This window comes from Ruegeria sp. AA6 (genome assembly GCF_056542865.1).
Genome location: NZ_JBQGAN010000015.1, coordinates 1 through 20,788, shown reverse-complemented (window position 1 = coordinate 20,788; position 20,788 = coordinate 1). Strand labels below are relative to the sequence as shown.

27 protein-coding genes are annotated in these 20,788 nt (G+C 57.0%); 14 read left to right on the top strand and 13 right to left on the bottom strand.

The features are described 5' to 3' along the window. Position 1: 1 nt before the first annotated feature. Together ACR0LN_RS16445 and ACR0LN_RS16440 are read right to left on the bottom strand one after the other, a co-directional pair. On the bottom strand, positions 2-697 hold the full coding sequence (locus ACR0LN_RS16445) for an EI24 domain-containing protein (protein ID WP_480431296.1): 696 nt from the start codon (positions 695-697) through the stop codon (positions 2-4). Continuing rightward, complete coding sequence (locus ACR0LN_RS16440) at positions 697-1,275, bottom strand: nitroreductase family protein (protein ID WP_480431127.1); 579 nt, start codon at positions 1,273-1,275, stop codon at positions 697-699. Before ACR0LN_RS16440 ends, ACR0LN_RS16445 begins: the two co-directional genes overlap by 1 nt. 137 nt (positions 1,276-1,412) lie before the next feature. On the opposite strand from ACR0LN_RS16440, the gene ACR0LN_RS16435 reads away from it, so the two are divergent. Continuing rightward, entirely contained in the window at positions 1,413-1,688 is a 276-nt protein-coding gene (locus ACR0LN_RS16435) for a DUF167 domain-containing protein (RefSeq protein WP_480431125.1), read from the top strand. On the opposite strand, the gene ACR0LN_RS16430 is transcribed toward ACR0LN_RS16435, so the two are convergent. Beyond that, positions 1,676-1,924, bottom strand: coding sequence for a hypothetical protein (locus ACR0LN_RS16430; RefSeq protein ID WP_480431124.1), 249 nt, complete (start codon positions 1,922-1,924; stop codon positions 1,676-1,678). The two genes, ACR0LN_RS16435 and ACR0LN_RS16430, sit on opposite strands and share 13 nt — an antisense overlap. Positions 1,925-2,046: 122 nt before the next feature. Between ACR0LN_RS16430 and ACR0LN_RS16425 the strand changes: the two genes are divergently transcribed. The 5 genes from ACR0LN_RS16425 (at position 2,047) to ACR0LN_RS16405 (ending at position 3,986) form a co-directional block, all read left to right on the top strand. Next, positions 2,047-2,754, top strand: a complete 708-nt coding sequence (locus ACR0LN_RS16425; protein ID WP_480431122.1) for a M48 family metallopeptidase — start codon at positions 2,047-2,049, stop codon at positions 2,752-2,754. Then, positions 2,751-3,119 carry a YigZ family protein gene (locus ACR0LN_RS16420; protein ID WP_480431120.1) on the top strand — a complete coding sequence of 123 codons (369 nt, stop codon included), beginning with the start codon at positions 2,751-2,753 and terminating at the stop codon, positions 3,117-3,119. Before ACR0LN_RS16425 ends, ACR0LN_RS16420 begins: the two co-directional genes overlap by 4 nt. 70 nt (positions 3,120-3,189) lie before the next feature. After that, entirely contained in the window at positions 3,190-3,441 is a 252-nt protein-coding gene (locus tag ACR0LN_RS16415) for a DUF6455 family protein (protein ID WP_480431118.1), read from the top strand. Positions 3,442-3,456: 15 nt separating this feature from the next. Then, entirely contained in the window at positions 3,457-3,726 is a 270-nt protein-coding gene (locus ACR0LN_RS16410; RefSeq protein ID WP_480431117.1) for a DUF6455 family protein, read from the top strand. Further along, positions 3,726-3,986, top strand: a complete 261-nt coding sequence (locus tag ACR0LN_RS16405) for a DUF6455 family protein (protein ID WP_480431115.1) — start codon at positions 3,726-3,728, stop codon at positions 3,984-3,986. Before ACR0LN_RS16410 ends, ACR0LN_RS16405 begins: the two co-directional genes overlap by 1 nt. Here ACR0LN_RS16405 and ACR0LN_RS16400 read toward each other — a convergent pair whose 3' ends face one another. Further along, positions 3,987-4,229, bottom strand: coding sequence for a CDGSH iron-sulfur domain-containing protein (locus ACR0LN_RS16400; RefSeq protein WP_480431113.1), 243 nt, complete (start codon positions 4,227-4,229; stop codon positions 3,987-3,989). Between the two features lie 229 nt (positions 4,230-4,458). Here ACR0LN_RS16400 and ACR0LN_RS16395 point away from each other — a divergent pair, with 229 nt between their 5' ends. Together ACR0LN_RS16395 and ACR0LN_RS16390 are read left to right on the top strand one after the other, a co-directional pair. Next, positions 4,459-4,647, top strand: coding sequence for a hypothetical protein (locus tag ACR0LN_RS16395; RefSeq protein ID WP_480431111.1), 189 nt, complete (start codon positions 4,459-4,461; stop codon positions 4,645-4,647). 131 nt (positions 4,648-4,778) lie between these two features. Beyond that, the gene (locus ACR0LN_RS16390) at positions 4,779-5,135 is read left to right on the top strand and encodes a diacylglycerol kinase (RefSeq protein ID WP_480431110.1); all 357 of its coding nucleotides are present in this window, start codon (positions 4,779-4,781) and stop codon (positions 5,133-5,135) included. Positions 5,136-5,150: 15 nt separating this feature from the next. Here the strand turns inward: ACR0LN_RS16390 and ACR0LN_RS16385 are convergent, their stop codons facing one another. Together ACR0LN_RS16385 and rimO are read right to left on the bottom strand one after the other, a co-directional pair. Next, on the bottom strand, positions 5,151-5,555 hold the full coding sequence (locus ACR0LN_RS16385) for a hypothetical protein (protein ID WP_480431108.1): 405 nt from the start codon (positions 5,553-5,555) through the stop codon (positions 5,151-5,153). A 104-nt stretch (positions 5,556-5,659) separates the two neighbouring features. Then, positions 5,660-7,048, bottom strand: coding sequence for a 30S ribosomal protein S12 methylthiotransferase RimO (rimO, locus tag ACR0LN_RS16380; RefSeq protein WP_480431107.1), 1,389 nt, complete (start codon positions 7,046-7,048; stop codon positions 5,660-5,662). Between the two features lie 96 nt (positions 7,049-7,144). Here rimO and ACR0LN_RS16375 point away from each other — a divergent pair, with 96 nt between their 5' ends. Next, on the top strand, positions 7,145-9,106 hold the full coding sequence (locus tag ACR0LN_RS16375) for an AsmA family protein (RefSeq protein ID WP_480431106.1): 1,962 nt from the start codon (positions 7,145-7,147) through the stop codon (positions 9,104-9,106). A gap of 33 nt (positions 9,107-9,139) precedes the next feature. Here the strand turns inward: ACR0LN_RS16375 and ACR0LN_RS16370 are convergent, their stop codons facing one another. Genes ACR0LN_RS16370 through ACR0LN_RS16355 form a run of 4 tightly spaced genes read right to left on the bottom strand, consistent with a single transcriptional unit; the run spans position 9,140 to position 13,701 of the window. Further along, positions 9,140-10,636 (bottom strand): phosphomannomutase/phosphoglucomutase, encoded by a 1,497-nt coding sequence (locus ACR0LN_RS16370; protein ID WP_480431104.1) that lies wholly within the window; start codon positions 10,634-10,636, stop codon positions 9,140-9,142. A gap of 14 nt (positions 10,637-10,650) precedes the next feature. Further along, positions 10,651-11,484, bottom strand: coding sequence for a 3-deoxy-8-phosphooctulonate synthase (kdsA, locus tag ACR0LN_RS16365; RefSeq protein ID WP_480431102.1), 834 nt, complete (start codon positions 11,482-11,484; stop codon positions 10,651-10,653). Positions 11,485-11,489: 5 nt separating this feature from the next. Continuing rightward, a complete protein-coding gene (locus tag ACR0LN_RS16360) occupies positions 11,490-13,064 on the bottom strand; it encodes a KpsE/RkpR family capsule polysaccharide export protein (RefSeq protein WP_480431101.1) in 1,575 nt (524 codons plus the stop codon). Next, positions 13,042-13,701 carry an ABC transporter ATP-binding protein gene (locus ACR0LN_RS16355; RefSeq protein WP_480431099.1) on the bottom strand — a complete coding sequence of 220 codons (660 nt, stop codon included), beginning with the start codon at positions 13,699-13,701 and terminating at the stop codon, positions 13,042-13,044. Before ACR0LN_RS16355 ends, ACR0LN_RS16360 begins: the two co-directional genes overlap by 23 nt. 232 nt (positions 13,702-13,933) lie before the next feature. Between ACR0LN_RS16355 and ACR0LN_RS16350 the strand changes: the two genes are divergently transcribed. Both ACR0LN_RS16350 and ACR0LN_RS16345 read left to right on the top strand, forming a co-directional pair. Then, a complete protein-coding gene (locus ACR0LN_RS16350; RefSeq protein WP_480431098.1) occupies positions 13,934-14,521 on the top strand; it encodes a uracil-DNA glycosylase family protein in 588 nt (195 codons plus the stop codon). Next, positions 14,514-15,302, top strand: coding sequence for an SseB family protein (locus tag ACR0LN_RS16345; RefSeq protein ID WP_480431096.1), 789 nt, complete (start codon positions 14,514-14,516; stop codon positions 15,300-15,302). Before ACR0LN_RS16350 ends, ACR0LN_RS16345 begins: the two co-directional genes overlap by 8 nt. Positions 15,303-15,340: 38 nt before the next feature. Here ACR0LN_RS16345 and yghU read toward each other — a convergent pair whose 3' ends face one another. Beyond that, the gene (gene yghU / locus ACR0LN_RS16340; RefSeq protein ID WP_480431094.1) at positions 15,341-16,219 is read right to left on the bottom strand and encodes a glutathione-dependent disulfide-bond oxidoreductase; all 879 of its coding nucleotides are present in this window, start codon (positions 16,217-16,219) and stop codon (positions 15,341-15,343) included. A gap of 231 nt (positions 16,220-16,450) precedes the next feature. On the opposite strand from yghU, the gene ACR0LN_RS16335 reads away from it, so the two are divergent. Further along, complete coding sequence (locus ACR0LN_RS16335) at positions 16,451-16,969, top strand: YHS domain-containing (seleno)protein (RefSeq protein WP_480431092.1); 519 nt, start codon at positions 16,451-16,453, stop codon at positions 16,967-16,969. A 47-nt stretch (positions 16,970-17,016) separates the two neighbouring features. Here ACR0LN_RS16335 and ACR0LN_RS16330 read toward each other — a convergent pair whose 3' ends face one another. Both ACR0LN_RS16330 and metF read right to left on the bottom strand, forming a co-directional pair. Further along, the gene (locus ACR0LN_RS16330) at positions 17,017-17,616 is read right to left on the bottom strand and encodes a J domain-containing protein (protein WP_480431091.1); all 600 of its coding nucleotides are present in this window, start codon (positions 17,614-17,616) and stop codon (positions 17,017-17,019) included. A gap of 266 nt (positions 17,617-17,882) precedes the next feature. Next, entirely contained in the window at positions 17,883-18,749 is an 867-nt protein-coding gene (metF, locus tag ACR0LN_RS16325; RefSeq protein WP_480431089.1) for a methylenetetrahydrofolate reductase [NAD(P)H], read from the bottom strand. A 94-nt stretch (positions 18,750-18,843) separates the two neighbouring features. On the opposite strand from metF, the gene ACR0LN_RS16320 reads away from it, so the two are divergent. Together ACR0LN_RS16320 and ACR0LN_RS16315 are read left to right on the top strand one after the other, a co-directional pair. After that, positions 18,844-19,749, top strand: a complete 906-nt coding sequence (locus tag ACR0LN_RS16320) for a LysR family transcriptional regulator (protein ID WP_480431087.1) — start codon at positions 18,844-18,846, stop codon at positions 19,747-19,749. 96 nt (positions 19,750-19,845) lie between these two features. Then, the gene (locus tag ACR0LN_RS16315; protein ID WP_480431085.1) at positions 19,846-20,631 is read left to right on the top strand and encodes an inositol monophosphatase family protein; all 786 of its coding nucleotides are present in this window, start codon (positions 19,846-19,848) and stop codon (positions 20,629-20,631) included. The last annotated feature ends 157 nt before the right edge of the window (positions 20,632-20,788 follow it).

Here is a 20,788-nt window from a genome sequence, read left to right as displayed (position 1 = left end):
GTCAGGGCGTTGGCCCTGACAGCTTGTGGTAGATATGGGTGAACGTGGCGGCCCCGAGGATTGGGATCACCAGGTTCACAAGCGGCACCGACAATGGTATCGCCATCAAGGTGCCCGCCAGCCATATCGTCGCGGAATGCTTGGCCCGCAGTTTTCGCGCCCCTTCGCGTCCGATCCGGCGCATCGCCGCCAGCGTGAAGTATTCTCGACCCAGCAGGAACCCGTTCATCGTCCAAAAGATAAACGGCGCCAGCGGCGTAAAGATCGCATAGAGGATCAGTGCCAGCAGGTTGGCTACGATCAGCACACCCATGAACCCCAACGCATCCCGCAACCCTTCGCTGAACGGGATGCCCGGTACGGCGGGCAGGGTGGGATAGTGTTTGTCCTCGACCGCCTGCGCGACCTCTTCCAGAAACATAGAGGTGATGGCCGATGCCACAGGCACCATCAGAAACACTGGCAGGATCAAAACCACGAAAATTCCCGAGTAGTTCAATACGTCGTTCAGCCACGGCACAGCACCGATCCACGGCAACGAAATCTCGTTCCCAGAGGCCCGGTTGATCAGCCAGATGGCAACTGCGCAGGCTGCGATCAACAGCACGATCGTCAGACCAACACCGCGTAACAGGACGGCGCGGAATTTGGGATCTCCGATCTGGCCAAGCGCTGCGAAGAACGCGTTGAGGATCATCATTCCGAAACCCACTCGGTTAGGGCTGCCACATCGGGGCGGGGGCGTTCGGGCGGGACGTTGCTTTCGGTTGCGATATGGATCAATCCGGCGACGCGCTCGTTGTCTTGCAGGTCAAAGGCCCTGCGGCAGAATTCAGGGTCATGCACTTGCCAGCCTGTCAGCCAATTCGCGCCCCAACCCGCTGCAAGAGCCGCGTTCAGAAGGGCCAGACAGACGGCGCCGGCGGAATAGGTCTGTTCGATTGCGGGGATTTTTTCGGATGGTTTCTGAACCTCGATCACTGCGACCGCCAAGTGGCCCATGCCAAACTGGCTGCGGGCTTTGGCAATATCCTCGGGCGTCTTGCCCAAGGCAATGCCACAATCCTGCGTCAGGTCAGACAGACGCGGCATTGCACCTTTTTCCAACACGATAAACCGCCACGGTTCCAATTTGCCGTGATCGGGGCTGCGGGCGGCGGCAGTGAGCAAGGGCAAAAGTTCGTCCCGAGTAGGAGCCGGAGCAATCAGGGTCTTCGCCGGGCGCGACCGGCGCGATTGCAAAAATTCCAGGGCGGCCGGGTTCTTCAAGGACATATGTTAATTTCCTTTACATGGGCAGTTTGTATCTGGTCGAGCGACTTACGCGTTTCAAGGGAAAACTGCTCGAATTGTTGGATCAATTTCATTACCTGCCTTTCTGAGCAAGTGTGTGTGCGGGCAGGAGTCGAATGATGGCCAAACCTAAGCTGCGCGACATGCCGGATCTGAGTGCCTATGCCAAGCCAGGCATGTCCGTTCCGGTACGAGTCGCGCCAAGGGCTGCAAAAGACAGTATTGCAATTGCAGATGAGACGATCCGCATCTCGGTCACCGCTCCGCCCGAGAACGGTAAAGCCAATGAAGCCGTACGCCGGGTGTTGGCCACAGCGATGGGCGTAGCTCCATCAGAGCTGACCCTAAAGAGGGGCGCGACTGCGCGGGACAAGCTGTTTGTTTACGCGTCCTGATCCGGTTTTTCGTGGATCTGATATACCCCTTCCGGCAAGTCCAGTGCGGCAGCCAGATCGCGGACCTGTTCAGGGGACAGGGTGATCCTTTGAATCTGGTTTGTGCGAGGGTCCAATTGCTCAAGCGTCACACATTCGGCGAAGCTGTTGATGACGACATCCTCTTGCAAAGGCTTCTCGCCTTCATCCACCAGAGTAATGACGGTCGAGTCGAATTCATGCTCAATCGAAAACATGAGGTCAGAGTGCAGGGCGACGAACGGCAATGCAACCCGTTGTGTGGCAATCGGCCTGTGGCAACCCTGTCAGGACCGCGCTATGGTTTCTCAAACGGATTTGCCGTTTCAAAGGAATTCCAATGCTCCGTCTGACCTTTTTGCTGTTTCCTCTGGTGCTGGCGGCCTGCGACGCTGGCGTTTTGCGTGTTCAGCCGGCGGCGGAATGGTCACAGGATTCCGAAGAGTTTCTGGTTGAAGCCGCTGCATTTCAAGACATCAGTCGCGCTGTTGGCAAAGAAGCCCGAGCCGAGTGTTTGCGCCAAGCCAGGGTCAGAAACTGCGATTTCACGATTCTGGTCGACCTGAACCCGCGCGCCCCCGCCAACGCGTTTCAAACATTGGATGACAAAGATCAACCGGTGATTATCTTTACCCGAGCGATGATTCAGTCAGCTCAAAATGAGGACGAACTGGCCTTTGTGATGGGGCACGAGGCCGCGCATCACGTTTTGGGTCACATCGCCCGACAATCCGAAAACGCGCAAGAAAGCGCGGCGATCTTCAACGACCTCGGCAAGCTGTATGGCGAAAGCGGGCAAGAGCTTGAACGCTCGAAAAAACTTGGGGCTGAGGTCGGCGTGCAAGTGAACGTTAAAACGTTTGAACTGGAAGCAGACCAACTGGGTACGATCATAACGCACAATGCGGGGTATAATCCCCTGATCGGCGCAAAGTATTTCGATCGGATTCCAGATCCCGGAGATCGGTTTTTGGGCACGCACCCCCCTAATGCCGCACGGGTTCAGATCGTGCAGGAAACGGCAAGGCAACTGGGTCTGACGCAATGACATCCCTGAAAAGGTTGGGTGTGATCCTGACGGATCGCGGTTCGAAATATGCGGTGTCGGGCGCGACGGTACGTACTCGCGCGGATGTGGACGCGGTGCTGCAGGACCTTAAATCAGACAAAGCGTATGCCAAGGCGACCCACAACACATGGGCAGCAGTGTTGCCGACCGGGGCGCTCAAGGCCGATGACGGGGAAAGCGGCGCTGGGATGGTGATCCTACGTATGCTCGAACGTGCCGAGCTGCAAAACCATGTTGTGATCGTCACCCGCTGGTACGGCGGCAAAAAACTTGGCGGTGACCGGTTTCGCCGGGTCCAGGATGCCACGCGCGCGTATCTGGACCAGATCGGAGCCGGGTCTTGACCTGAATCAAAGGCCCAATTGCTGCGCTTGTGTACCCTTTTGACACGTGCGACAGGGAAAGGACCTTTCGATGGCCAACCGAGATACGCTGAAACACCACGCCGGTCTGGTCGACCGGATGGCAACCAAGCTGGGTGTGGACTTGCAACAGTCGGCGATTGACGGCGACATTTTGATAGATGAATTGAGTGATGCAGTTCTGCGGTGCACGGGTTGCCCGAACCCCAATCATTGCCAAAGCTTCCTAAGTGAAACAGCCCAAGCGCAGCAAACACCTGAATACTGCCGCAATCAGGAACTGCTTGGCAAACTTATCCCTTAATCTACGGAATAACTCATGCTGCATCTCGGAGAGATAATGACCCATCTGCGCCTTGTTCTGCGTATGGGGCAGGCGACTGGAACGGATATGGCTGCCGCACATCGCCAAGGTCACCTGACGCAGCAGGACTGGGCCGAGATGGTTCAGCAATGTCGGGGGTGTGGGTGGGCCAACCAGTGCCCGGATTGGCTGGACCGGCATGAAAATGAGGTGGATGCCCCGCAGTCCTGTAGAAATCAGCAACAGTTCGCGGCATTGAAAACCGTGCAAAGGCAGGCAAACTGATGGCACGGGATTTGTTGGGAGATGTTGAAACACATTTCTGGCTAACCCGATCTGTGGCGCGCTGCATGAATATCTCGCTGACCGAGGCAATGGCCGAACGACGCCTGACGGCGGATCGCTATGCACAGATGGTGACACAGTGCCGGGCATCGCAGTGCAGCGGGCAGTGCGCGCTTTGGTTGGCAGAGCAACAATCCGAGGCTCATGCGGCCCCGGATTTTTGCGCAAACGCGGATCTGTTGAACGCGTTGAAGAATTGATCACAACTTAGAGTGTGATCCGTCGCACAGCGGCGCTTTCGTGCTGTGCTTGCAGCCACAGAAAAAGACTTTTTGTGTACTATCAGCGGTGTATTTTATCGGCTCAAATTCTGTGTCTTTATGAGAGCCATCGCAAAACGGCTGCCGCTGTGACTGGCCGCATGCGCACCAGAAATAAATTTTCCCTTCGGTAACCTCGACCGGGAAGGGGCCTTTTTGCGCGATGGTTGGGATGTCTGACATGTGGCTACTCCGCTTTTGGCTAATGTCGTTATATCAGTGCAGGGTAATGCAATAAAATCGGTAGCTTTTATTCAAAAAACCGCTGTTTCAAAGGGAGTTACCGGCGTGGTTTTGCCTTTAATCACATTCACGTGATTCAATTTGTTGCAATAACCAAATCGAAGTCTTATTCTGACATCGGCCTCGAATTCTTAGGCAATATCAGAAATTTAATAGAGGAATGACGGACATGAAACTCAAATTTGCCGCCGTTGGTGCATTTGCTCTTATTCTGGCTGCGTGCTCGCAGCAGGAGGAACCGGCACCGGTTTATATCACTCCTGAGTATGACAAATTCGGTACGCCGAGCTGTCCGGCAGGCACCCAGCTGGCCACGACCGAGGCAGGTCAGACCGTTTGTGATCCGGTCGCACAATAAAAATTTCGCGGGTGGCTTTATTGGAAGCTGCCCGCACTTCGTTTTCGACAGAGCCGCCCATGGGGCGGTTTTTTCTTGCGTGTTACGCGTTGATTAGGCTTCAGTTCAATTCACAAAAAAGCAGAGGGCAGATGAAATACTTCTTTACTCGCCTAAAGGACCGAACACGTTGGAGCTGGCAGGGATTGGCTGCAACGTGGCGGGACGAATACTCGTTTCGCGCGTGGGTTTGGGCGAACCTAGTCTCGGCGGCTTTGGCCCTGTGGCTGCCCTTTGGGGATGGGTTGCGTGTGTCGATATTGGTGCTGGGATTGCTGGTTCTGGTGGCCGAATTGTTCAACACGGCGATTGAGCGGGCTGTTGACCACACGTCGACCGATCACAGCGAGTTGGCCGGTCAAGCCAAAGACGCGGCAAGCGCAGCAGTTGCTTTGACCGCCATCGCCGCAGGGTTGGCTTGGGTTGTCGCGCTTGTTGGGCTGCTCTGAAATTGAAGCACGGCCTCAGTATCTGCCTCGAAAGATCCCATGGCCAAAACTCCGACGTTGGATGCCATAGTTTTGCGGGATGTAGTAGGGCGACGATCGTGTTCTGAGGGCCGTTTGTGGCGCGTTATGCTTGCGTTTTCCCCGTTTGGCATAGTGCGATCGGCGCTTGGGATGGTCATAAACCTTGGATTTGGGCCTATCATAGTAGACCTCGGGTTTTGGCTTGTGGTGAAACACCTTTGGCGCCCCATAATAGCGGTGCACTTTATGTTTGCTGCGGTGCTGCAGGCTCAGAGGTGGTGAGCCGATGATGATGAAACCACTGACGCTGACGTCGTCGGCGGCTGCAGGCACCGCAAAAAATTGAGAAGCAAGCAAAAGCGCAGCGCAGTTCCTAAAAATAAGGCGCAGACAAGACATTGAACCCTCCTTCAAATGAGGCTGAATGTCCTGTCATGATCCATCAAATTGGGACAAAACGCCAATAAACTCATCTCACGCGTCGCCGATCTGGGGTTATTGGGTCAGGCTAACTTGCCCCACAGGTCGTACTCACCGGCCTCATCCACCTCGACCGAGACGATGTCGCCGGGCTTGAGGTTCTCAAACCCTTCGTCGATGAAAAGGTTCCCGTCGATCTCGGGCGCATCCGCCTTGGTGCGGCAGGTGGCGGCCTCATCATCCACTTCGTCCACGATCACGTCGATGGTCCGTCCAACCTTGGCGGCCAGCTTGGCCTCGGAAATTGCTTGTGCTTTCTCCATGAACCGTTCCCAACGCTCTTGCTTGACCTCGGCCGGAACGTGATCGGGCAGGTTGTTCGATCGCGCGCCATCGACGTTTTCGTATTGGAAGCAGCCAACGCGATCCAGTTGGGCTTCGTCCATCCAATCAAGCAGAGTCTGGAATTCAGCCTCGGTCTCACCCGGGTAGCCGACAATGAAGGTCGACCGCAGGGTGATATCGGGGCAGGTCGCGCGCCACGCGGCAATCTCGTCCAATGTTTTGGCGGCGGCAGCGGGGCGCGCCATCCGCTTCAGAACGTCCGGGTGGGCATGCTGGAATGGGATATCCAGATAGGGCAGCACGTTGCAGCCTGCATCCGCCATCAACGGGATCAATTCGCGCACATGCGGGTAGGGGTAAACATAGTGCAGGCGGACCCAAGCATCGAGCTGACCCAGTTCACGCGCCAGATCGGTGATGTGGCTGCGCACCTCGCGGTCTTTCCACGGGTTTACGTCGTATTTCCGATCCAGCCCATAGGCCGAGGTGTCCTGCGAGATCACCAGCAACTCGCGAACACCGTTGTCGACCAGCTTTTCCGCCTCACGCAACACCGCATGGGCCGGGCGGCTGGCCAGTTTGCCGCGCATGTCGGGGATAATGCAGAACTTGCACTTGTGGTTGCAGCCCTCGGAAATCTTGAGATAGCTGTAATGGCGTGGGGTCAGTTGCACGCTGGCGGCGGGTAGCAGGTCCACGAACGGGTCTGGGTCGGGCGGCACAGCGGTATGTACGGCGTCCAACACTTGTTCGTATTGATGCGGCCCTGTCACGGCCATGATGCGGGGATGGTGTTCGCGGATATAATCCGGTTCGGCCCCCAGACAGCCGGTTACGATGACCTTGCCGTTTTCTACCAATGCCTCGCCAATAGCATCCAGAGATTCAGCCTTGGCGCTGTCAAGGAACCCGCAGGTGTTCACAATCACGGCATCAGCGCCGGAATAGTCCGGCGAAATGCCGTACCCTTCGGCCCGCAGGCGGGTCAGAATTCGTTCGCTATCGACCAAAGCCTTCGGGCAGCCCAACGACACCATACCAATAGTGGGCTGGTTCGGGCGTGGCGTGTCGGTGATCCGGGCGGCAGGTGCCAGGTCGGGGCGGAGGTTTGGCGGGTTCGAGCTCATGGCGCGGCATATAGTCGGGAAAGCTTCCCCTTGCAAATGGGGGCCAGGCTTTGAATGATCTTTTCAACGCATGCCCAAAAAGCGGAGAGCAGAAAAATGAAGTGGCTGTTGCGCATTCTCTTCCTATTCGTGGTCGCCTTCGGCCTTGTCATCGGCGCTTTGTTGCTAATGCCTGGCGACAAGCTGGCCGCGATCCTGGCGGAACAGGTCAAAACCGAGACGGGCCGAGACCTGACGCTGACCGGTGATGTGAACCTGTCCTTTTGGCCGGTTCTGGGGATGGAAACCGGCCCGGTCACATTCGGGAACGCCCCTTGGGCTGGGTCCGAGCCGATGCTGAGCGCGGAAAGTCTGGCTATTGGGGTGGATGCCTCGGCGCTGCTGAACGGAGATTTGCGGATCCGTCGGGTCATAGCCGACAACCCGGTGCTGCGGCTTAAGCTGTCTGAGGGGCGTGGAAACTGGGAGTTGGGCAAGGCAGCACCGCAAACGGCCACGGGTTCGACGGCGGACGCCGCTGCATCAGCCGGTTCGCCGCAGGGTGCAGTGACTTTGGACCGTCTGGAACTGACCAACGCTCGGATGATCTATATCGAAAATGGCACGACCAAGTTCGACTTCGCGAATGTCGATTTATCGGCCAGCTGGCCGGGTCCGACCTCTCCGATGATTATGCAGGCGCAGATGGCGGTGCCGGGCGGCAAGGTAAACGTCGATCTCAAAATACCGGACCTGCCGGCCTATGCCTCGGGGGCCGTTACCGGGCTGGAACTGGCCCTGACCGCACCCGGCGGTGAGGTTGGCTTTGACGGTCGCGTTAACCTAGCCGGTGATATGGATGGCGCGCTTGAGGTCAAGACCACCGATACCGAACAGATGCTTGCCGCCTTCGGTCAGGCCGGGGTTGGGGTGCCGCTGGGACTGGGGCGCGTGGCCGATGTGTCGGCGCAGATGACCTATACGCAAGAGGGTCGTATCTCGCTTCGCGACTTGGTGGCGCAATTGGATCACAACCGTTTTGATGGGGAAGCAGATATTCAGATCGCGGACCCGCCCAAAATCACGGCGCGGCTGAAGGGCGGAGATATCGACTTGTCCCGCTACAATGAAGGCTCTGCCCAAACCGGGGGCGGGTCTGGTGTGGGCTCGCCGTCGGTAGACGGATGGTCAAAGGAACCGATCGATGCTTCGGCGTTGTCGCTTGCCAATGGGAAAATTCGTCTGACAGCTTCATCGATCGCGATACCTGACATAGAACTTGGTCCTAGTGATCTCACGCTCAGCCTTGACCGGTCGCGGGCGGTGTTGCGGATGAACCCGGCCACTCTGTTTTCCGGGCAGGTGAATGGGCAAGTGGTTGCAAACAACCGAAACGGTCTGTCAGTTGGGGGAAAGCTGAGCGCGCAGGATGTGGACCTTCAGCAGGCGCTTTCGACCATTGCCGGGATTGATCGTCTGTCGGGCGCAGGATCGGGAGAGTTTGAGTTTCTGGGCGTCGGGCAAACCGAAGATCAGATCATGCGCTCGCTCAGCGGAAAGGGTGGCCTGGCCGTTGGACAGGGTGTTATCTCGGGCTTTGATCTGGACCGCCTGATGGGGCGCAGCCAAGACGCAGGTGGGACAACAGTGTTCAACAGTCTGACGGCCAGTTTTACCATTGATCAGGGCGTTCTGACCAATCGCGATCTGCTGATGTCACTGGATAATTTCCGGGCCGACGGAACAGGGCAGGTCAATATCGGAAGACGCACGATTGACTACCTTTTCACCCCAGTCGCATTACGCGCCAATTCGGGGCAGGGTCTGTCCGTACCCGTGCGCATCATCGGCCCGTGGGAAGACCCGTCCATCAAACCTGACTTTAGCAAAGTGATCGAAGCCGCAGCCGAGGGGCAGCTCAGGGAACTGGAAGATGACGCCAAGCAGAAGGTTTTGGATAAGGTCGGTGATGAACTCGGTACGACCGTGACCGAGACAGAAAGTATCGAAGACGCGCTAAAGAACAAGCTGGAAGAAGAGGCTAAAAAGGGCCTTCTCAAATTGCTCGGCGGGAACTGAAGGGTGGGGCGCCAATCGCGCCCCGATCCCAGATCAGATTGTCTGGTCGTAATCGCCGACGCCTGGTTCGGTTCGGATAACGGCATCAATGTCCGAGAAGATGGCGCGCATTTCGTCCTCGCTGTCGCTGCTTTCGCAGACCACGACCAGGTTCGGCGTGTTCGACGAAGCGCGCACCAGCCCCCAGCTTCCGTTGTCCAGAATGACCCGCGCGCCGTTGACGGTCACAACCTCTTTGATCTCGCGCCCGGCGAAGGTTTCGCCCGCATCGGCCTTGGCGACCAGTTTGTCCACCAATCGTTTGAGGATGTCGTATTTTTCGGTATCGGCTGCATAGGGCGACATGGTCGGAGTTGACCATGTTTTCGGCAGAGCCTTGCGCAGATCGGACATGCTTTTGTCCGGGTTGCGATCCATCAGCTTGCAGATTTCCACCGCCACCCGCATGCCGCAGTCATAACCACGCCCGATTGGTTCAGCCAGGAAGTAGTGGCCCGACTTTTCAAATCCGGCCAGAGCGTTGATTTCCTTGACCCGACGCTTCATGTGGCTGTGACCGGTTTTCCAGTAATCCGCCTTGACGCCATGGGCCTGCAACTCGGGGTCGCTGGCAAAAAGGCCGGTTGATTTCACGTCAGCCACGAAAGTCGAGTTCGGGTACAGCTTGGCCAGATCGCGGGCCATGATCACACCGACCTTGTCGGCGAAAATCTCTTCACCCTCATCATCAACAACCCCGCAACGGTCGCCGTCGCCGTCAAACCCAAGCGCCAGATCGGCGCTGCTGGATTTCACGGTGTCGGACATGTCGTGCAACATCTCCATGGCCTCGGGGTTTGGGTTGTAATTGGGGAAGGTGTAATCCAGCCGATTGTGGCTGGGCACCACTTCGACACCCATCCGCTCGAAGATTTCGGGTGCAAAGGCCGAGGCCGTTCCGTTGCCGGTCGCGCAAACAACTTTGAGCGGGCGGGACATTTTGAAATCACCTACCAGATCGTCGATATACGCCTCTTTCACGCCGTCGACGAATTCGTAAGACCCACCTTCATGGGCGACGCCTTCGCCGTTCAGGACGATGTCACGCAGTTCCGACATCTCATCCGGGCCGTGGGTCAGCGGGCGGTCGAAGCCCATCTTCACACCGGTCCAGCCATTCGGGTTGTGGCTGGCCGTAACCATTGCCACGGCCGGAACATCCAGATGGAATTGGGCGAAATACGCCATCGGGCTAAGGGCCGGGCCGATGTCCTTGACCTGAATACCAGCCTGCATCAGGCCCAGTATCAGCGCATTCTTGATCGCCAGCGAATAGTCGCGATAGTCGTTGCCCACGGCGATCACCGGATCGATCCCGCGTTTGCGAATTTGCGTACCCAAACCCAGCCCCAAGGCCGTCATGCCCGGCAGATTGATTTCTTCCGGATATTTCCAGCGAGCGTCATATTCGCGAAACCCGGTAGGGGTGATCATGGCATCGCGCAGAAAGCTCCAGGTGTTTGGGGTCACCTCGGGGATGGGTTTGGTCATAGTATCACTCGTGATTAAATCTGAATTGGATTGGCTTTGGCCAGTGCATCAAAGCGCATCAATGTGTCAATGAGTTGAGGCATTTGATCCAGGGGGATCATATTCGGTCCATCAGAGGGCGCCGAGTCGGGGTCTTGGTGCGTTTCGATGAACACGGCTCCGACGCCCAACGAGACTGCTGCACGGGCCATAACCGGTGCAAACTCGCGCTGGCCACCAGAGGAACCTCCTTTACCGCCGGGCTGCTGCACCGAGTGCGTCGCGTCCATTACGACCGGGTAACCTGTTTTTGCCATTTGCGGCAGGCCGCGCATATCGGCCACAAGCGTGTTGTACCCGAAAGAGGTGCCGCGCTCGGTCAGCAAGATGTTCTGGTTTCCGGTGCTTTCGACCTTGTCAACGATGTTGCCCATTTCCCAAGGGGCGAGAAACTGTCCCTTTTTGACATTCACAGCTTTTCCGGTGTTGCCAGCCGCAAGAAGCATGTCAGTCTGGCGGCACAGGAAGGCTGGAATTTGCAATATGTCCACAGCCTCGGCAGCCACTGCGCACTGGGCCTCGGTATGAACATCTGTCAGAACGGGAATTTCCATCGTCTTACGAATGCCGTCCAGAACCTTCAGCCCGGCATCAATCCCCATGCCCCGTTTGCCGGACAAAGACGTCCGGTTTGCCTTGTCGTATGAAGCCTTGAAGACATACTGCGCGCCCGCTGCGTCGCAGGCCTCTTTCATTTTGCCCGCAATCATCTGGGCGTGATCGGCGGTTTCAAGTTGGCAGGGGCCAGCAATGATTGTCAGGGGCAGATCATTGCCGACCGTGAGATCGGAGATTTTTACATGTTTCATGTGTCTTACGAGGATACCTGTTCACGAAGGACCGACGCGGTAAGCGAGATCATCAGGTAAATACCAGCAAACAACAGGAAAGCCAAAATCGTATTTTCGAACTTGCGCGGATAGGTGTGCTCCTCGCTGGCTACCGGGTTTACCGACACCGTCAGATATCGCACTTTGCGATTGGCCTCGGTCCGGGTGGTTTCCATTTGTTCCATGGCGGTCTGCAGCATCATGTCCCGGGCAACGAGGTCGGCCTGAGCCATTTGTATTCGAACGCTCAGGCGCGCGAGCGAATTTTCGCCCGCCGACGCGTCAAGCATTTCCGCGTTCAGCCCGGACAGCACCACCTCAAGCCTTTGAATGTCAGCGCGTACGCCATCCACCTTGGCTTGGTTGGGGCGCAGGTTGTCCAGCAGTGCCGCCAGTTGCAGTTCTTTCTCTTGCAGCTCGATTTCGATCGCATTGATGCGTGCCCGCAGTCCGGCGAGGACATTTTCCGGGTCCAGTACCGCACCCTGCAATTGAAGCTCGATCAACTGTTCCTGCGCTTTTCGGCGTTCTTCTTGCGCAATTTCAAAACTGGCAATTGCATCGCGCATCTGATCATCGCGCTTCAATTCTGTCAGGCCGTTGATCGTGTCCTCTGCATAGGACAAAAGCAGGTTGGAAAGCTCGACCGAAATTTCAGGGGCAGGTGCGGCGACCTCCATTCGGATGATGCCATCGCTTGGGTCGTAGCCGATGGTAATCATCCGCCTGAACAGCTTGTACGTGTCTTCCAGTGTCGCGTCTTGAGGCAAGCGCTGGATGGGGTCGATCCAATCTTGTTTGAATATTTCCGAAAAATTCGTGTCCCGCTCCAATCGCAATAGAGCGTCCTTAGATTCAAGGAATTCCTGAGTGGCAACCGAATCCTGCGCAGTGGCGTATTGAGTGCCTGCAAGAAATCCACCAAACGAAGCTCCTCCACCGTCTGCCTGCAAAATCGAAAAGGCAGAGTCGCTCGCGTACATAGGTGTGGCGTAGCGGTAGAAATACATGCCCACGATCAGTGTAGGAAGCAGGACAAACACCGCCAGACGTGCAAAAAGGGCAAACAGCTTGCGTTTGCGGCGGCGAGCAATGTCTTTCTGGATTTCACCGATCTCAAGGTTGCGGCGTTCTGCCGGGCTCAGCTCTGGGCCTGGCAGGTCCTGCGGGGATTGCCTGACTGTTTGAGGCAACTGGATGGTGATCTTGTCTTTGGTCTGATCATCCGTGCGGTTTTTTTCGGCGGCCAAATCCAGCAGGTTGGCGCGCTCGAACGGGTCTATACCCTTTAGGCGAAGCTGGCGGACCGCGTCATAGTCCGAGCTTGCCGTAAGGTCGTTCTTTTGGGCCAAACGACGCGCGATGCGCAGTTGTCGCCCGGTCAGCCCCTCACGCTTAATCTCGTCAATGCCGGTTGCAGGTTGGGCGTCATTCGCCTCATCGGTCGGTTGCATCGCTTTCCTGATGCGCGACATTGCATCGGTCCGTGCCTCCGGCGACTTCGCCTCGTCGCGGTTGCGGCGCCAACGATACTTCTTAGCCTTGGGTTTGGTAGTCATATAGCTGTTTTGCCTCTTCCAAGGTGTCGAACATGTGCAACTTGCCGTCCACCAATACGGCGGCCTGTTGTGCGAATTTTTCCAGAATTTCGGGGCTATGAGACACGATCACCAGCGTTGTTGTGCGCAATCGCTCTCGTAGGATGTCACCTGCTTTTCGGTTGAACTCGACATCGGTTGTCGCGGGCATACCCTCATCTATCAGGTACATATCGAAGTCCAGCGCCAGCATCAGAGCAAAGGTGAACCGCGCCCGCATGCCAGAAGAATACGTTCCTAGCGGTTGATTGAAGTATTCGCCCAGATTGCACAGCCAACTGCAGTACGCTTCGACATAATCGGGGTCCATCCCGTATATCTTGGCGATATAGCGTGCGTTTTCCAGAGCTGATAGTTTCTTTGCCACGCCACCGGAAAACCCCATCGGGAACGAAATCCGACAGTCTTTTCGGATGACGCCTTCGTCTGGTTTCTCAAGCCCGGCCATCATGTTGATCAACGTCGTTTTCCCAGTGCCGTTTGGTGCCAGAACGCCAATAGACCGGCCCAGTTCGATACGGAACGAGACCCGGTCTAGGATCACCTTTCGGCGCGTCCCGGTCCAGAAGGACTTACTGACATTCTCAAACTCAAGCATTCATGGCCTGCTGCTTTGGCGTTTCTTCGGTGTACCGCTTTGTTCGGGTGATTTGCGGTAAATTTAGTAGTCCATGTTGGCTACATTATGTCGAATTGTGAAACAAATGATCAATGCGCGCCCAGGCTCACTATTACGATTGTGACTTTTCCACCGGTTGGCCCCTGACCGCGCGTTGACTATCCTTCACTCTGATCGTCAACCAGTTTGATGCAGGAAGTCTTGCGATCTGATGAATTCGCTGCAGAAAGAGATAAAGTCCTGCCGTATTTGCGCAGGCAGGTTTCGAGCCACGTTTACTGCTCATGAACCGCGCCCTGTGGTGTGGTTCAGGTCTGGTGCGCGGCTGCTGATTGCGGGGCAGGCGCCGGGGGCGCGAGTTCATGCCTCGGGCCAACCGTTCACCGACCCCTCGGGCGACCGGTTGCGCGATTGGCTGGGGATTGACGAGGCGGTGTTTTATGACCGTACCCGTGTTGCGATCGTCCCGATGGCGTTTTGCTTTCCGGGGTACAACGCGCGCAAGGCCGACCTGCCGCCGCCGCCCATCTGTGGGCAGACATGGCATGGCAGAGTGATGGAGGAGCTGGGAGAGGTGCCGCTGACAGTTCTGGTCGGCGGGCATGCGCATAAATATCACCTTGGGCTGCGCACGGCTGTAACGGACACCGTCATCACGTGGCGAGACCATGCGCCGCGTGTGTTTCCCTTGCCTCATCCATCATGGCGGAATACGGCATGGCTAAAGAAAAACCCGTGGTTTGAAGCAGATCTGCTGCCGGTACTGCGCGCGCGGGTGCAAGAGGTGCTGAATGACTGATACGACGGCCCTGGATGCCGCACATGCCACTATGGAGGCCAATCCGAAGGATGACGCGGCACGCTTGCGTTTCTTTGAGCGTCTCGCCGATAGCGAGCTGTTTCTGCTGCTGGCAGAAGAGGCGCATGACGAAAACATCACGCCCGAGCTGTTCGACGTGGCCGATGGCAGATTTGTACTGGTTTTCGATCGTGAGGATCGTCTGGCGCGTTTCGCCGACAGGCCGGTGCCTTATGTGGCGTTGTCGGGGCGGGTGCTGTCCTCGATGCTGGCGGGGCAGGGGATTGGTTTGGGCCTGAACCTTGAGGTCGCGCCGTCATCGATGCTGATCCCTGCTGAGGCGCTGGGCTGGCTGGCAACGACGTTGGAACACGCACCTGAAAAGGTGCAGCAACGTCTGGCCGAGTTTCTGCCGCCAATGGGGTTACCGGATGAACTGCTGAAAGCACTGGATGCGAAACTTGCTACCGCGGTCGGTCTGGCTGAAGCTGCGTTTCTGGTCGGCACCAAGACGGAGGAAGGGCGCGCGGGCCACCTTCTGGGTTTTGTTGGCGCGGTTGAAGGGGCTGAGCCCGCTTTGGCCAAGGCAGCGTCCGAGGCGTTGACCTTTTCCGGGATTGAGGCTGGCGCAATGGATGTCGGGTTTTTCGGCTCGCACGATCCGGCTGCGGCAGCGCTGGCGCGGGTTGGGTTGAAATTCGACCTGCCGCAGCCTGAACAGCGCGTTGTCGAGCGTGTCGCGCCCGGCAGTGACCCGGATAGCCCGCCCATTCTGAAATAAGAAAGCCCCGCAGTCTGGTGAACCGCGGGGCCATTGGGTTATTCTGCCGCTGGTTCCAGCTTGTCCTGCGTACGGGTTTCAAAATCGCTGGCGTCGTGGCGTTCGTGCAGCTGGGTGTGGGGCTCTCCGAAGGCACGATTGACCATACGGCCGCGCTGAACGGCGGGGCGTTCGTCAATCGCCTTGGCCCAACGCATCACGTTTTCATAGGATTCGACGTCCAAGAACTCTGCCGCGCTGTAAAGACGGCCCAGAACCAGTTGACCATACCAAGGCCAGATCGCCATATCGGCAATGGTGTAATCTTCGCCGGTGATAAAAGTCTTGCCGTCCAGTTGCTTGTCCAGCACGTCCAGTTGGCGTTTGGTTTCCATCGTGAAACGGTTGATCGGGTATTCCCATTTTTCGGGCGCGTAGGCGTAGAAATGACCGAACCCGCCGCCCAGATAGGGCGCACTGCCCATCTGCCAGAATACCCAGTTCATCACTTCGGTCCGCTCAGGCCCCGATTTCGGCAGGAAGGCATCGAACTTCTCGGCCAGATGGAACAGGATCGATGCGCTTTCGAACACACGCACCGGCTCATCGCCCGAACGGTCCCACAACGCGGGGATTTTCGAGTTCGGGTTGGCCCCGACAAAGCCCGAGCTGAACTGATCGCCGTCACCAATGTTGATCAGCCAGGCGTTGTATTCGGCCTCTTTGTGACCTAGGGCCAGCAACTCCTCAAGCATCACGGTCACTTTGACGCCGTTGGGTGTCGCCAGCGAATACAGTTGCAGGGGGTGCTTGCCGACCGGCAGATCCTTGTCATGGGTGGCGCCAGCGATGGGGCGGTTGATGTTGGCAAATCTGCCACCGCTTTCGCTGTCCCAGGTCCAGACTGTGGGGGGCGTGTATGGGGATTGCTCGGTCATCTGGTGTCTTTCTCCGCAGAGTTCGGGTGAATTGTCCGTTCGTCACAACAGCTAATGTTGCAAAGCGCCGAGTCCAACCCCGGACGTTACAGCAGATTTGTAACATTCGGGATCGAACCTCTCACGTTTCTTCATTCACGATCACAGCGGCGCGAGGGGGACTGCCCATTCAAGGGTAAATACCTATCCTCTCAGCAAGCGCGAAACACCGAGTTCAAAAGGATTGACCACATGAAACGCTTTGCCCTTACTTTTGCGACCGCACTGACTCTTGCCGTGCCAGCATTTGCCGGTGATCAATATGTTGACGGTACCGGATTTGCCGTCTCGGGTTATGATGTTGTTGCTTACCGCAATCTGGATCAAGTGCCGGTCGGCCAATCCCAACCCGAGGGCGTGCGGGGTCATTCTGACATCACTGCGGAATATAACGGCGCGACCTGGGCGTTTTCGTCCGAAGAGAACCGTGCAAAGTTCCTTGAGAACCCGGCCTATTACGCACCTCAATACGACGGTCACTGCGCCTATGGCGTGTCGAAGGGCGGCAAAGTTCCGGCAAACCCGAACCTGTGGCGGATCGTTGACGACAAGCTGTACCTGAACATTACGGATGTCGTTGTCGGGTTCTGGGAAGAAGACGTGCCCGGCAACATCAACATTGCCGAAGGCAATTGGCCGGGTATTGAAGGCGACGCCGCATCGAGCAGCGTTATTCCGAAGTTTACTTCGGAAGGCCCGATTGCAAACTAAACCACCACTCACAACAGGCAAACCCGGCCATCACCAGGCCGGGTTTTCTAACCAGCCAACCAGAATTCATCCCGCATTTGCTGGTCCGCATCAAACTTAATGCGAACGCTTTTAGCACCTGGGAATTTCCGCGCGGTAATGTTTTCCGGGACCACAACCTCACCACCGCCGGTCTCTTTGGACTGAAAACTAAGCACTTCGGTTTCAAGCCGCCGTGCCGATGCCAAAAACGAGGTCGGAAGCGCCACTCGGTTAGCACCCACTTGAACAGGTGTTGAGACGAAGTAGGTCAGGTTGCGACCGTAAAAGCCGACCGCTTCGGGAATGTGGTCCGCGTCTACTACGCTATTCACCTCAGATTGCGGCCCATCTTCTTCAGGGTTATGCGCCAGCGCTGTGTTTAGAAGTACGCGACAAGCGTCGATATCCGCGCTTTCCAATTCAATCACACGCTTGCGCAGTTTTGGCCGACGCGGTTGGCCGCTGGCCTTGCCTTTTACTGTCAAACCTTCACGGCGAAGAAAGTCATACGCTTCTTTGGCGCGGGCGAAGTTGCTGCAGTCACCATTGGTGTGGTCCGGATGTGCGCGGAACGCGATGTTACGCCACGCATCGCGGATTTCGTCAGACCCCGCAGTTTGGGCCAACCCCAAAGCTCCCAACGCTTCAGCGCGCGCATTGTTTTTTTCTACTGGCTCCATAACCAAAACAACTCGTTAACAAACACAACAATGTCAGTGTGCGGCGGGCTGCTGGTTTGTCAAACTCAGTGAATTTTTGCTGCCCTCTGGGAAACAGTGGTGGAAATTTTATTTCAATTGTCGCGACGCAATGGTGCTCGAAAGATTATTAAAACGTCGAAAAAGCCCGAAACCTGAACAGGTTCCGGGCAAATGGATCATGTTAGGTTGAATCAGGCGACGTTTTGCAGCGCGGTCTTGGGTGTAATGCCCAGAGCAAAACACACATCGCGTGTCAGTTCAGGTCGGTTCAAGGTGTAGAAGTGCAGCTTGTCCACGCCACCTTCGATCAGGTCTGAGCACAATTCCGTGCAGAGCGCGGTGGCGAGCAAATCCTCTCGATCATCCCGGATCGCCTTTTCAAAGGCATTCTCGATCCAATCAGGGATGTGCGCTCCACAGCGGCGGGCAAAGTTGCGCGCACCCTTCCAGTTTTCGATCGGCAGGATTCCAGGCACGATTGGCTTGTCGATCCCAGCCTTTTCGCAGGCATCACGGAACCGGAAATAGGTTTCAGCCTCGAAAAAAAACTGCGTCAGAGCCTCGTCGGCACCGGCATCCAGCTTGGCCTTCAGCCAGTCGACGTCAGCTGCGAAATCCCGCGCTTCGGGGTGTTTGTCCGGGTAAGCACCGACACGGATGCTGAACATTTCGGTCTCGGCCAGCGCTTCAATCAGTTCGACGGAACTGTTGAACCCGTCGGGGTGCGGCACGAAGCGATCCTGACCCTTCGGCGGGTCGCCACGCAGGGCGACAATGTCCTGAACGCCCGCGCGCGCAAAGGTATCGGCGATCTCAAGCGTTTCCTGACGCGAGGCATCCACGCATGTCAGATGTGCCGCAACAGGCAGGCCCGACGATTTGTGCAGGGTGGACACCGCATCGCGGGTCAACTCACGCGTTGTGCCACCCGCACCGTAGGTGACCGAGACAAAACGTGGTTCCAGCGGTGCCAGCGTCTGAACCGTATCCCACAGGCGGAAGGAGGCCTCGAGCGTTTGCGGCGGGAAAAACTCGAATGAAATCTCTGGTGTCGTCATGTCAGCCTCGCAGGTCCAAGTTGTTGCCCTTGTGCCAGCTTTCGCATTGTGAGACAAACTCATATTACTCAAGAACAACATGAGTCACATAGCAATGCACATCGAATTCCGGCACCTGCGTACAATCAAGGCGATCCATGATTGCGGCGGGCTGGCGCGGGCTGCGGATCAATTGAACATCACCCAATCGGCGCTGAGCCATCAGATCAAAGGACTGGAAGATCAGGCGGGCGTTGAACTGTTCCTGCGCCGGTCCAAGCCGATGAAGCTATCGGCGGCGGGGTTGCGCCTGTTACGGTTGGCCGAGCAAATCTTGCCGCAAGTCGAGGCCACACAACAGGAATTCTCGTCTCTGCGCGACGGGCGTACCGGTCGAATGCATATCGCCATCGAGTGTCACGCCTGTTTCGAATGGCTGTTCCCGGTGCTGGAATCCTTCCGAAAGTCCTGGGGTGATGTTGACGTCGATATCCGACCGGGTCTGGCTTTTGACGCCTTGCCCGCCCTTCAAAAAGAAGAGGTTGATCTGGTGGTGTCTTCAGACCCCGAAGACCTGCCGGGCGTCGAGTTCATCGAACTGTTCGACTATGACGCGGTGTTTGTCGCCGCCTCATCGCATCCGCTGGCGCAGAAGGAATACATCGAGGCCGAGGATTTCCGCGGCCAGACCCTAATCACCTATCCGGTCGAGCGAACTCGTCTGGACATTTTCAGCCAGTTGCTGATTCCGGCGCGGATCGAACCTGCTGCGATCCGACAGGTTGAACTGACCGCCGTAATCCTGTTGCTTGTGGCCTCGAACCGTGGCGTTGCGGTGCTGCCGGACTGGGTTGTGCGTGAGGTGAAGTACAATTCCGACTACGTCACGCGCCCGCTGACCAAGGATGGGATCACGCGCAGGCTTTATGCCGCCGTGCGCACCGAGGACCTTGAAAAACCCTATGTGAAAGAGTTGATCGAACTGGCGGGAACCGAGGCGCGTAAGCTCCAAGAACAATAGGCGCAAAACGCGGGTCTGCTATGCGCATCATTCCTCTTGGCAAGGGCGCTTTGCCCCAGTATACGCGCGGTTTGACCGGACAGGAGCCTTTGGACAATGGTTGGCAGTGCAAACCTCAACATCATGATCAAAGCCGCGCGCAAAGCGGGGCGTTCTTTGGTCAAGGATTTTCGTGAAGTCGAGAACCTTCAGGTGTCGATGAAAGGCGCGGGTGATTTTGTCTCCAAGGCCGATATCGCTGCCGAGGAAATCCTGAAAGAGGAACTGCTGGGCGCACGTCCAACTTATGGCTGGCTAGCTGAAGAAGGCGGTTCCATCGACGGCGAAGACCCGACCCGTCGCTGGATCGTTGATCCGCTGGACGGCACCACGAACTTTTTGCACGGCCTGCCGCACTGGGCGATTTCGATCGCGTTGGAGCATAAGGGCAAGATCGTCGCCGGAGTGATCTACGACGCAGCCAAGGACGAGATGTTCTTTGCCGAAAAAGGCGAGGGCGCGTGGATGAACGACACCCGCATCCGTGTCTCGGGCCGTCACCGCATGATCGAGTCCATATTTTCCACCGGTCTGCCCTTCGGCGGCCGTTCGGACCTGCCTGCAACGCTGCAGGATCTGGCCCGTCTGATGCCTGCCTGCGCCGGTGTGCGCCGTTGGGGCGCGGCAGCCTTGGACATGGCTTATGTGGCCGCTGGTCGTTACGAAGGGTTCTGGGAACGTCGCCTGAATGCCTGGGACGTGGCCGCCGGGATAATCATCGTGAAAGAGGCCGGTGGCTTCGTTCAGGCGCTGAACCCTGAAGGCAGTGTGCTGGAGGACGGTGAAGTGATCTGTTCGAATGAGCCGATCTTTGATCAATTCGCCAAGGTAATCCGGGGCTGATCACTTTTAATTGCTGAAAAGCAAGCGCGCCCCAATCGAGGCGCGCTTTTTTTGTTTTACAAGGACGCCGTTTCCGCCAGTCCTGCTTTTTCTGCGAGTTTTGCTGCGACTTGGGCGACGGCGAGGTCTTGTAGTCCGACGCCTGTTCCGTCGAAGA

What these genes read in the sequence shown, in the direction of transcription:
- ACR0LN_RS16435 (WP_480431125.1), top strand. Translation starts at nt 1,413, where the DNA reads ATGGCCAAACCTAAGCTGCGCGACATGCCGGATCTGAGTGCCTATGCC.
- ACR0LN_RS16440 (WP_480431127.1), bottom strand. Translation starts at nt 1,275, where the DNA reads ATGTCCTTGAAGAACCCGGCCGCCCTGGAATTTTTGCAATCGCGCCGG.
- ACR0LN_RS16360 (WP_480431101.1), bottom strand. Translation starts at nt 13,064, where the DNA reads ATGACTACCAAACCCAAGGCTAAGAAGTATCGTTGGCGCCGCAACCGC.
- ACR0LN_RS16315 (WP_480431085.1), top strand. Translation starts at nt 19,846, where the DNA reads ATGGTTGGCAGTGCAAACCTCAACATCATGATCAAAGCCGCGCGCAAA.
- ACR0LN_RS16415 (WP_480431118.1), top strand. Translation starts at nt 3,190, where the DNA reads ATGGCCAACCGAGATACGCTGAAACACCACGCCGGTCTGGTCGACCGG.
- ACR0LN_RS16370 (WP_480431104.1), bottom strand. Translation starts at nt 10,636, where the DNA reads ATGACCAAACCCATCCCCGAGGTGACCCCAAACACCTGGAGCTTTCTG.
- ACR0LN_RS16350 (WP_480431098.1), top strand. Translation starts at nt 13,934, where the DNA reads ATGAATTCGCTGCAGAAAGAGATAAAGTCCTGCCGTATTTGCGCAGGC.
- ACR0LN_RS16395 (WP_480431111.1), top strand. Translation starts at nt 4,459, where the DNA reads ATGAAACTCAAATTTGCCGCCGTTGGTGCATTTGCTCTTATTCTGGCT.
- ACR0LN_RS16375 (WP_480431106.1), top strand. Translation starts at nt 7,145, where the DNA reads ATGAAGTGGCTGTTGCGCATTCTCTTCCTATTCGTGGTCGCCTTCGGC.
- yghU (WP_480431094.1), bottom strand. Translation starts at nt 16,219, where the DNA reads ATGACCGAGCAATCCCCATACACGCCCCCCACAGTCTGGACCTGGGAC.
- kdsA (WP_480431102.1), bottom strand. Translation starts at nt 11,484, where the DNA reads ATGAAACATGTAAAAATCTCCGATCTCACGGTCGGCAATGATCTGCCC.
- ACR0LN_RS16410 (WP_480431117.1), top strand. Translation starts at nt 3,457, where the DNA reads ATGCTGCATCTCGGAGAGATAATGACCCATCTGCGCCTTGTTCTGCGT.
- ACR0LN_RS16335 (WP_480431092.1), top strand. Translation starts at nt 16,451, where the DNA reads ATGAAACGCTTTGCCCTTACTTTTGCGACCGCACTGACTCTTGCCGTG.
- ACR0LN_RS16400 (WP_480431113.1), bottom strand. Translation starts at nt 4,229, where the DNA reads ATGTCAGACATCCCAACCATCGCGCAAAAAGGCCCCTTCCCGGTCGAG.
- metF (WP_480431089.1), bottom strand. Translation starts at nt 18,749, where the DNA reads ATGACGACACCAGAGATTTCATTCGAGTTTTTCCCGCCGCAAACGCTC.
- rimO (WP_480431107.1), bottom strand. Translation starts at nt 7,048, where the DNA reads ATGAGCTCGAACCCGCCAAACCTCCGCCCCGACCTGGCACCTGCCGCC.
- ACR0LN_RS16430 (WP_480431124.1), bottom strand. Translation starts at nt 1,924, where the DNA reads ATGTTTTCGATTGAGCATGAATTCGACTCGACCGTCATTACTCTGGTG.
- ACR0LN_RS16425 (WP_480431122.1), top strand. Translation starts at nt 2,047, where the DNA reads ATGCTCCGTCTGACCTTTTTGCTGTTTCCTCTGGTGCTGGCGGCCTGC.
- ACR0LN_RS16405 (WP_480431115.1), top strand. Translation starts at nt 3,726, where the DNA reads ATGGCACGGGATTTGTTGGGAGATGTTGAAACACATTTCTGGCTAACC.
- ACR0LN_RS16385 (WP_480431108.1), bottom strand. Translation starts at nt 5,555, where the DNA reads ATGTCTTGTCTGCGCCTTATTTTTAGGAACTGCGCTGCGCTTTTGCTT.
- ACR0LN_RS16390 (WP_480431110.1), top strand. Translation starts at nt 4,779, where the DNA reads ATGAAATACTTCTTTACTCGCCTAAAGGACCGAACACGTTGGAGCTGG.
- ACR0LN_RS16345 (WP_480431096.1), top strand. Translation starts at nt 14,514, where the DNA reads ATGACTGATACGACGGCCCTGGATGCCGCACATGCCACTATGGAGGCC.
- ACR0LN_RS16355 (WP_480431099.1), bottom strand. Translation starts at nt 13,701, where the DNA reads ATGCTTGAGTTTGAGAATGTCAGTAAGTCCTTCTGGACCGGGACGCGC.
- ACR0LN_RS16420 (WP_480431120.1), top strand. Translation starts at nt 2,751, where the DNA reads ATGACATCCCTGAAAAGGTTGGGTGTGATCCTGACGGATCGCGGTTCG.
- ACR0LN_RS16320 (WP_480431087.1), top strand. Translation starts at nt 18,844, where the DNA reads ATGCACATCGAATTCCGGCACCTGCGTACAATCAAGGCGATCCATGAT.
- ACR0LN_RS16445 (WP_480431296.1), bottom strand. Translation starts at nt 697, where the DNA reads ATGATCCTCAACGCGTTCTTCGCAGCGCTTGGCCAGATCGGAGATCCC.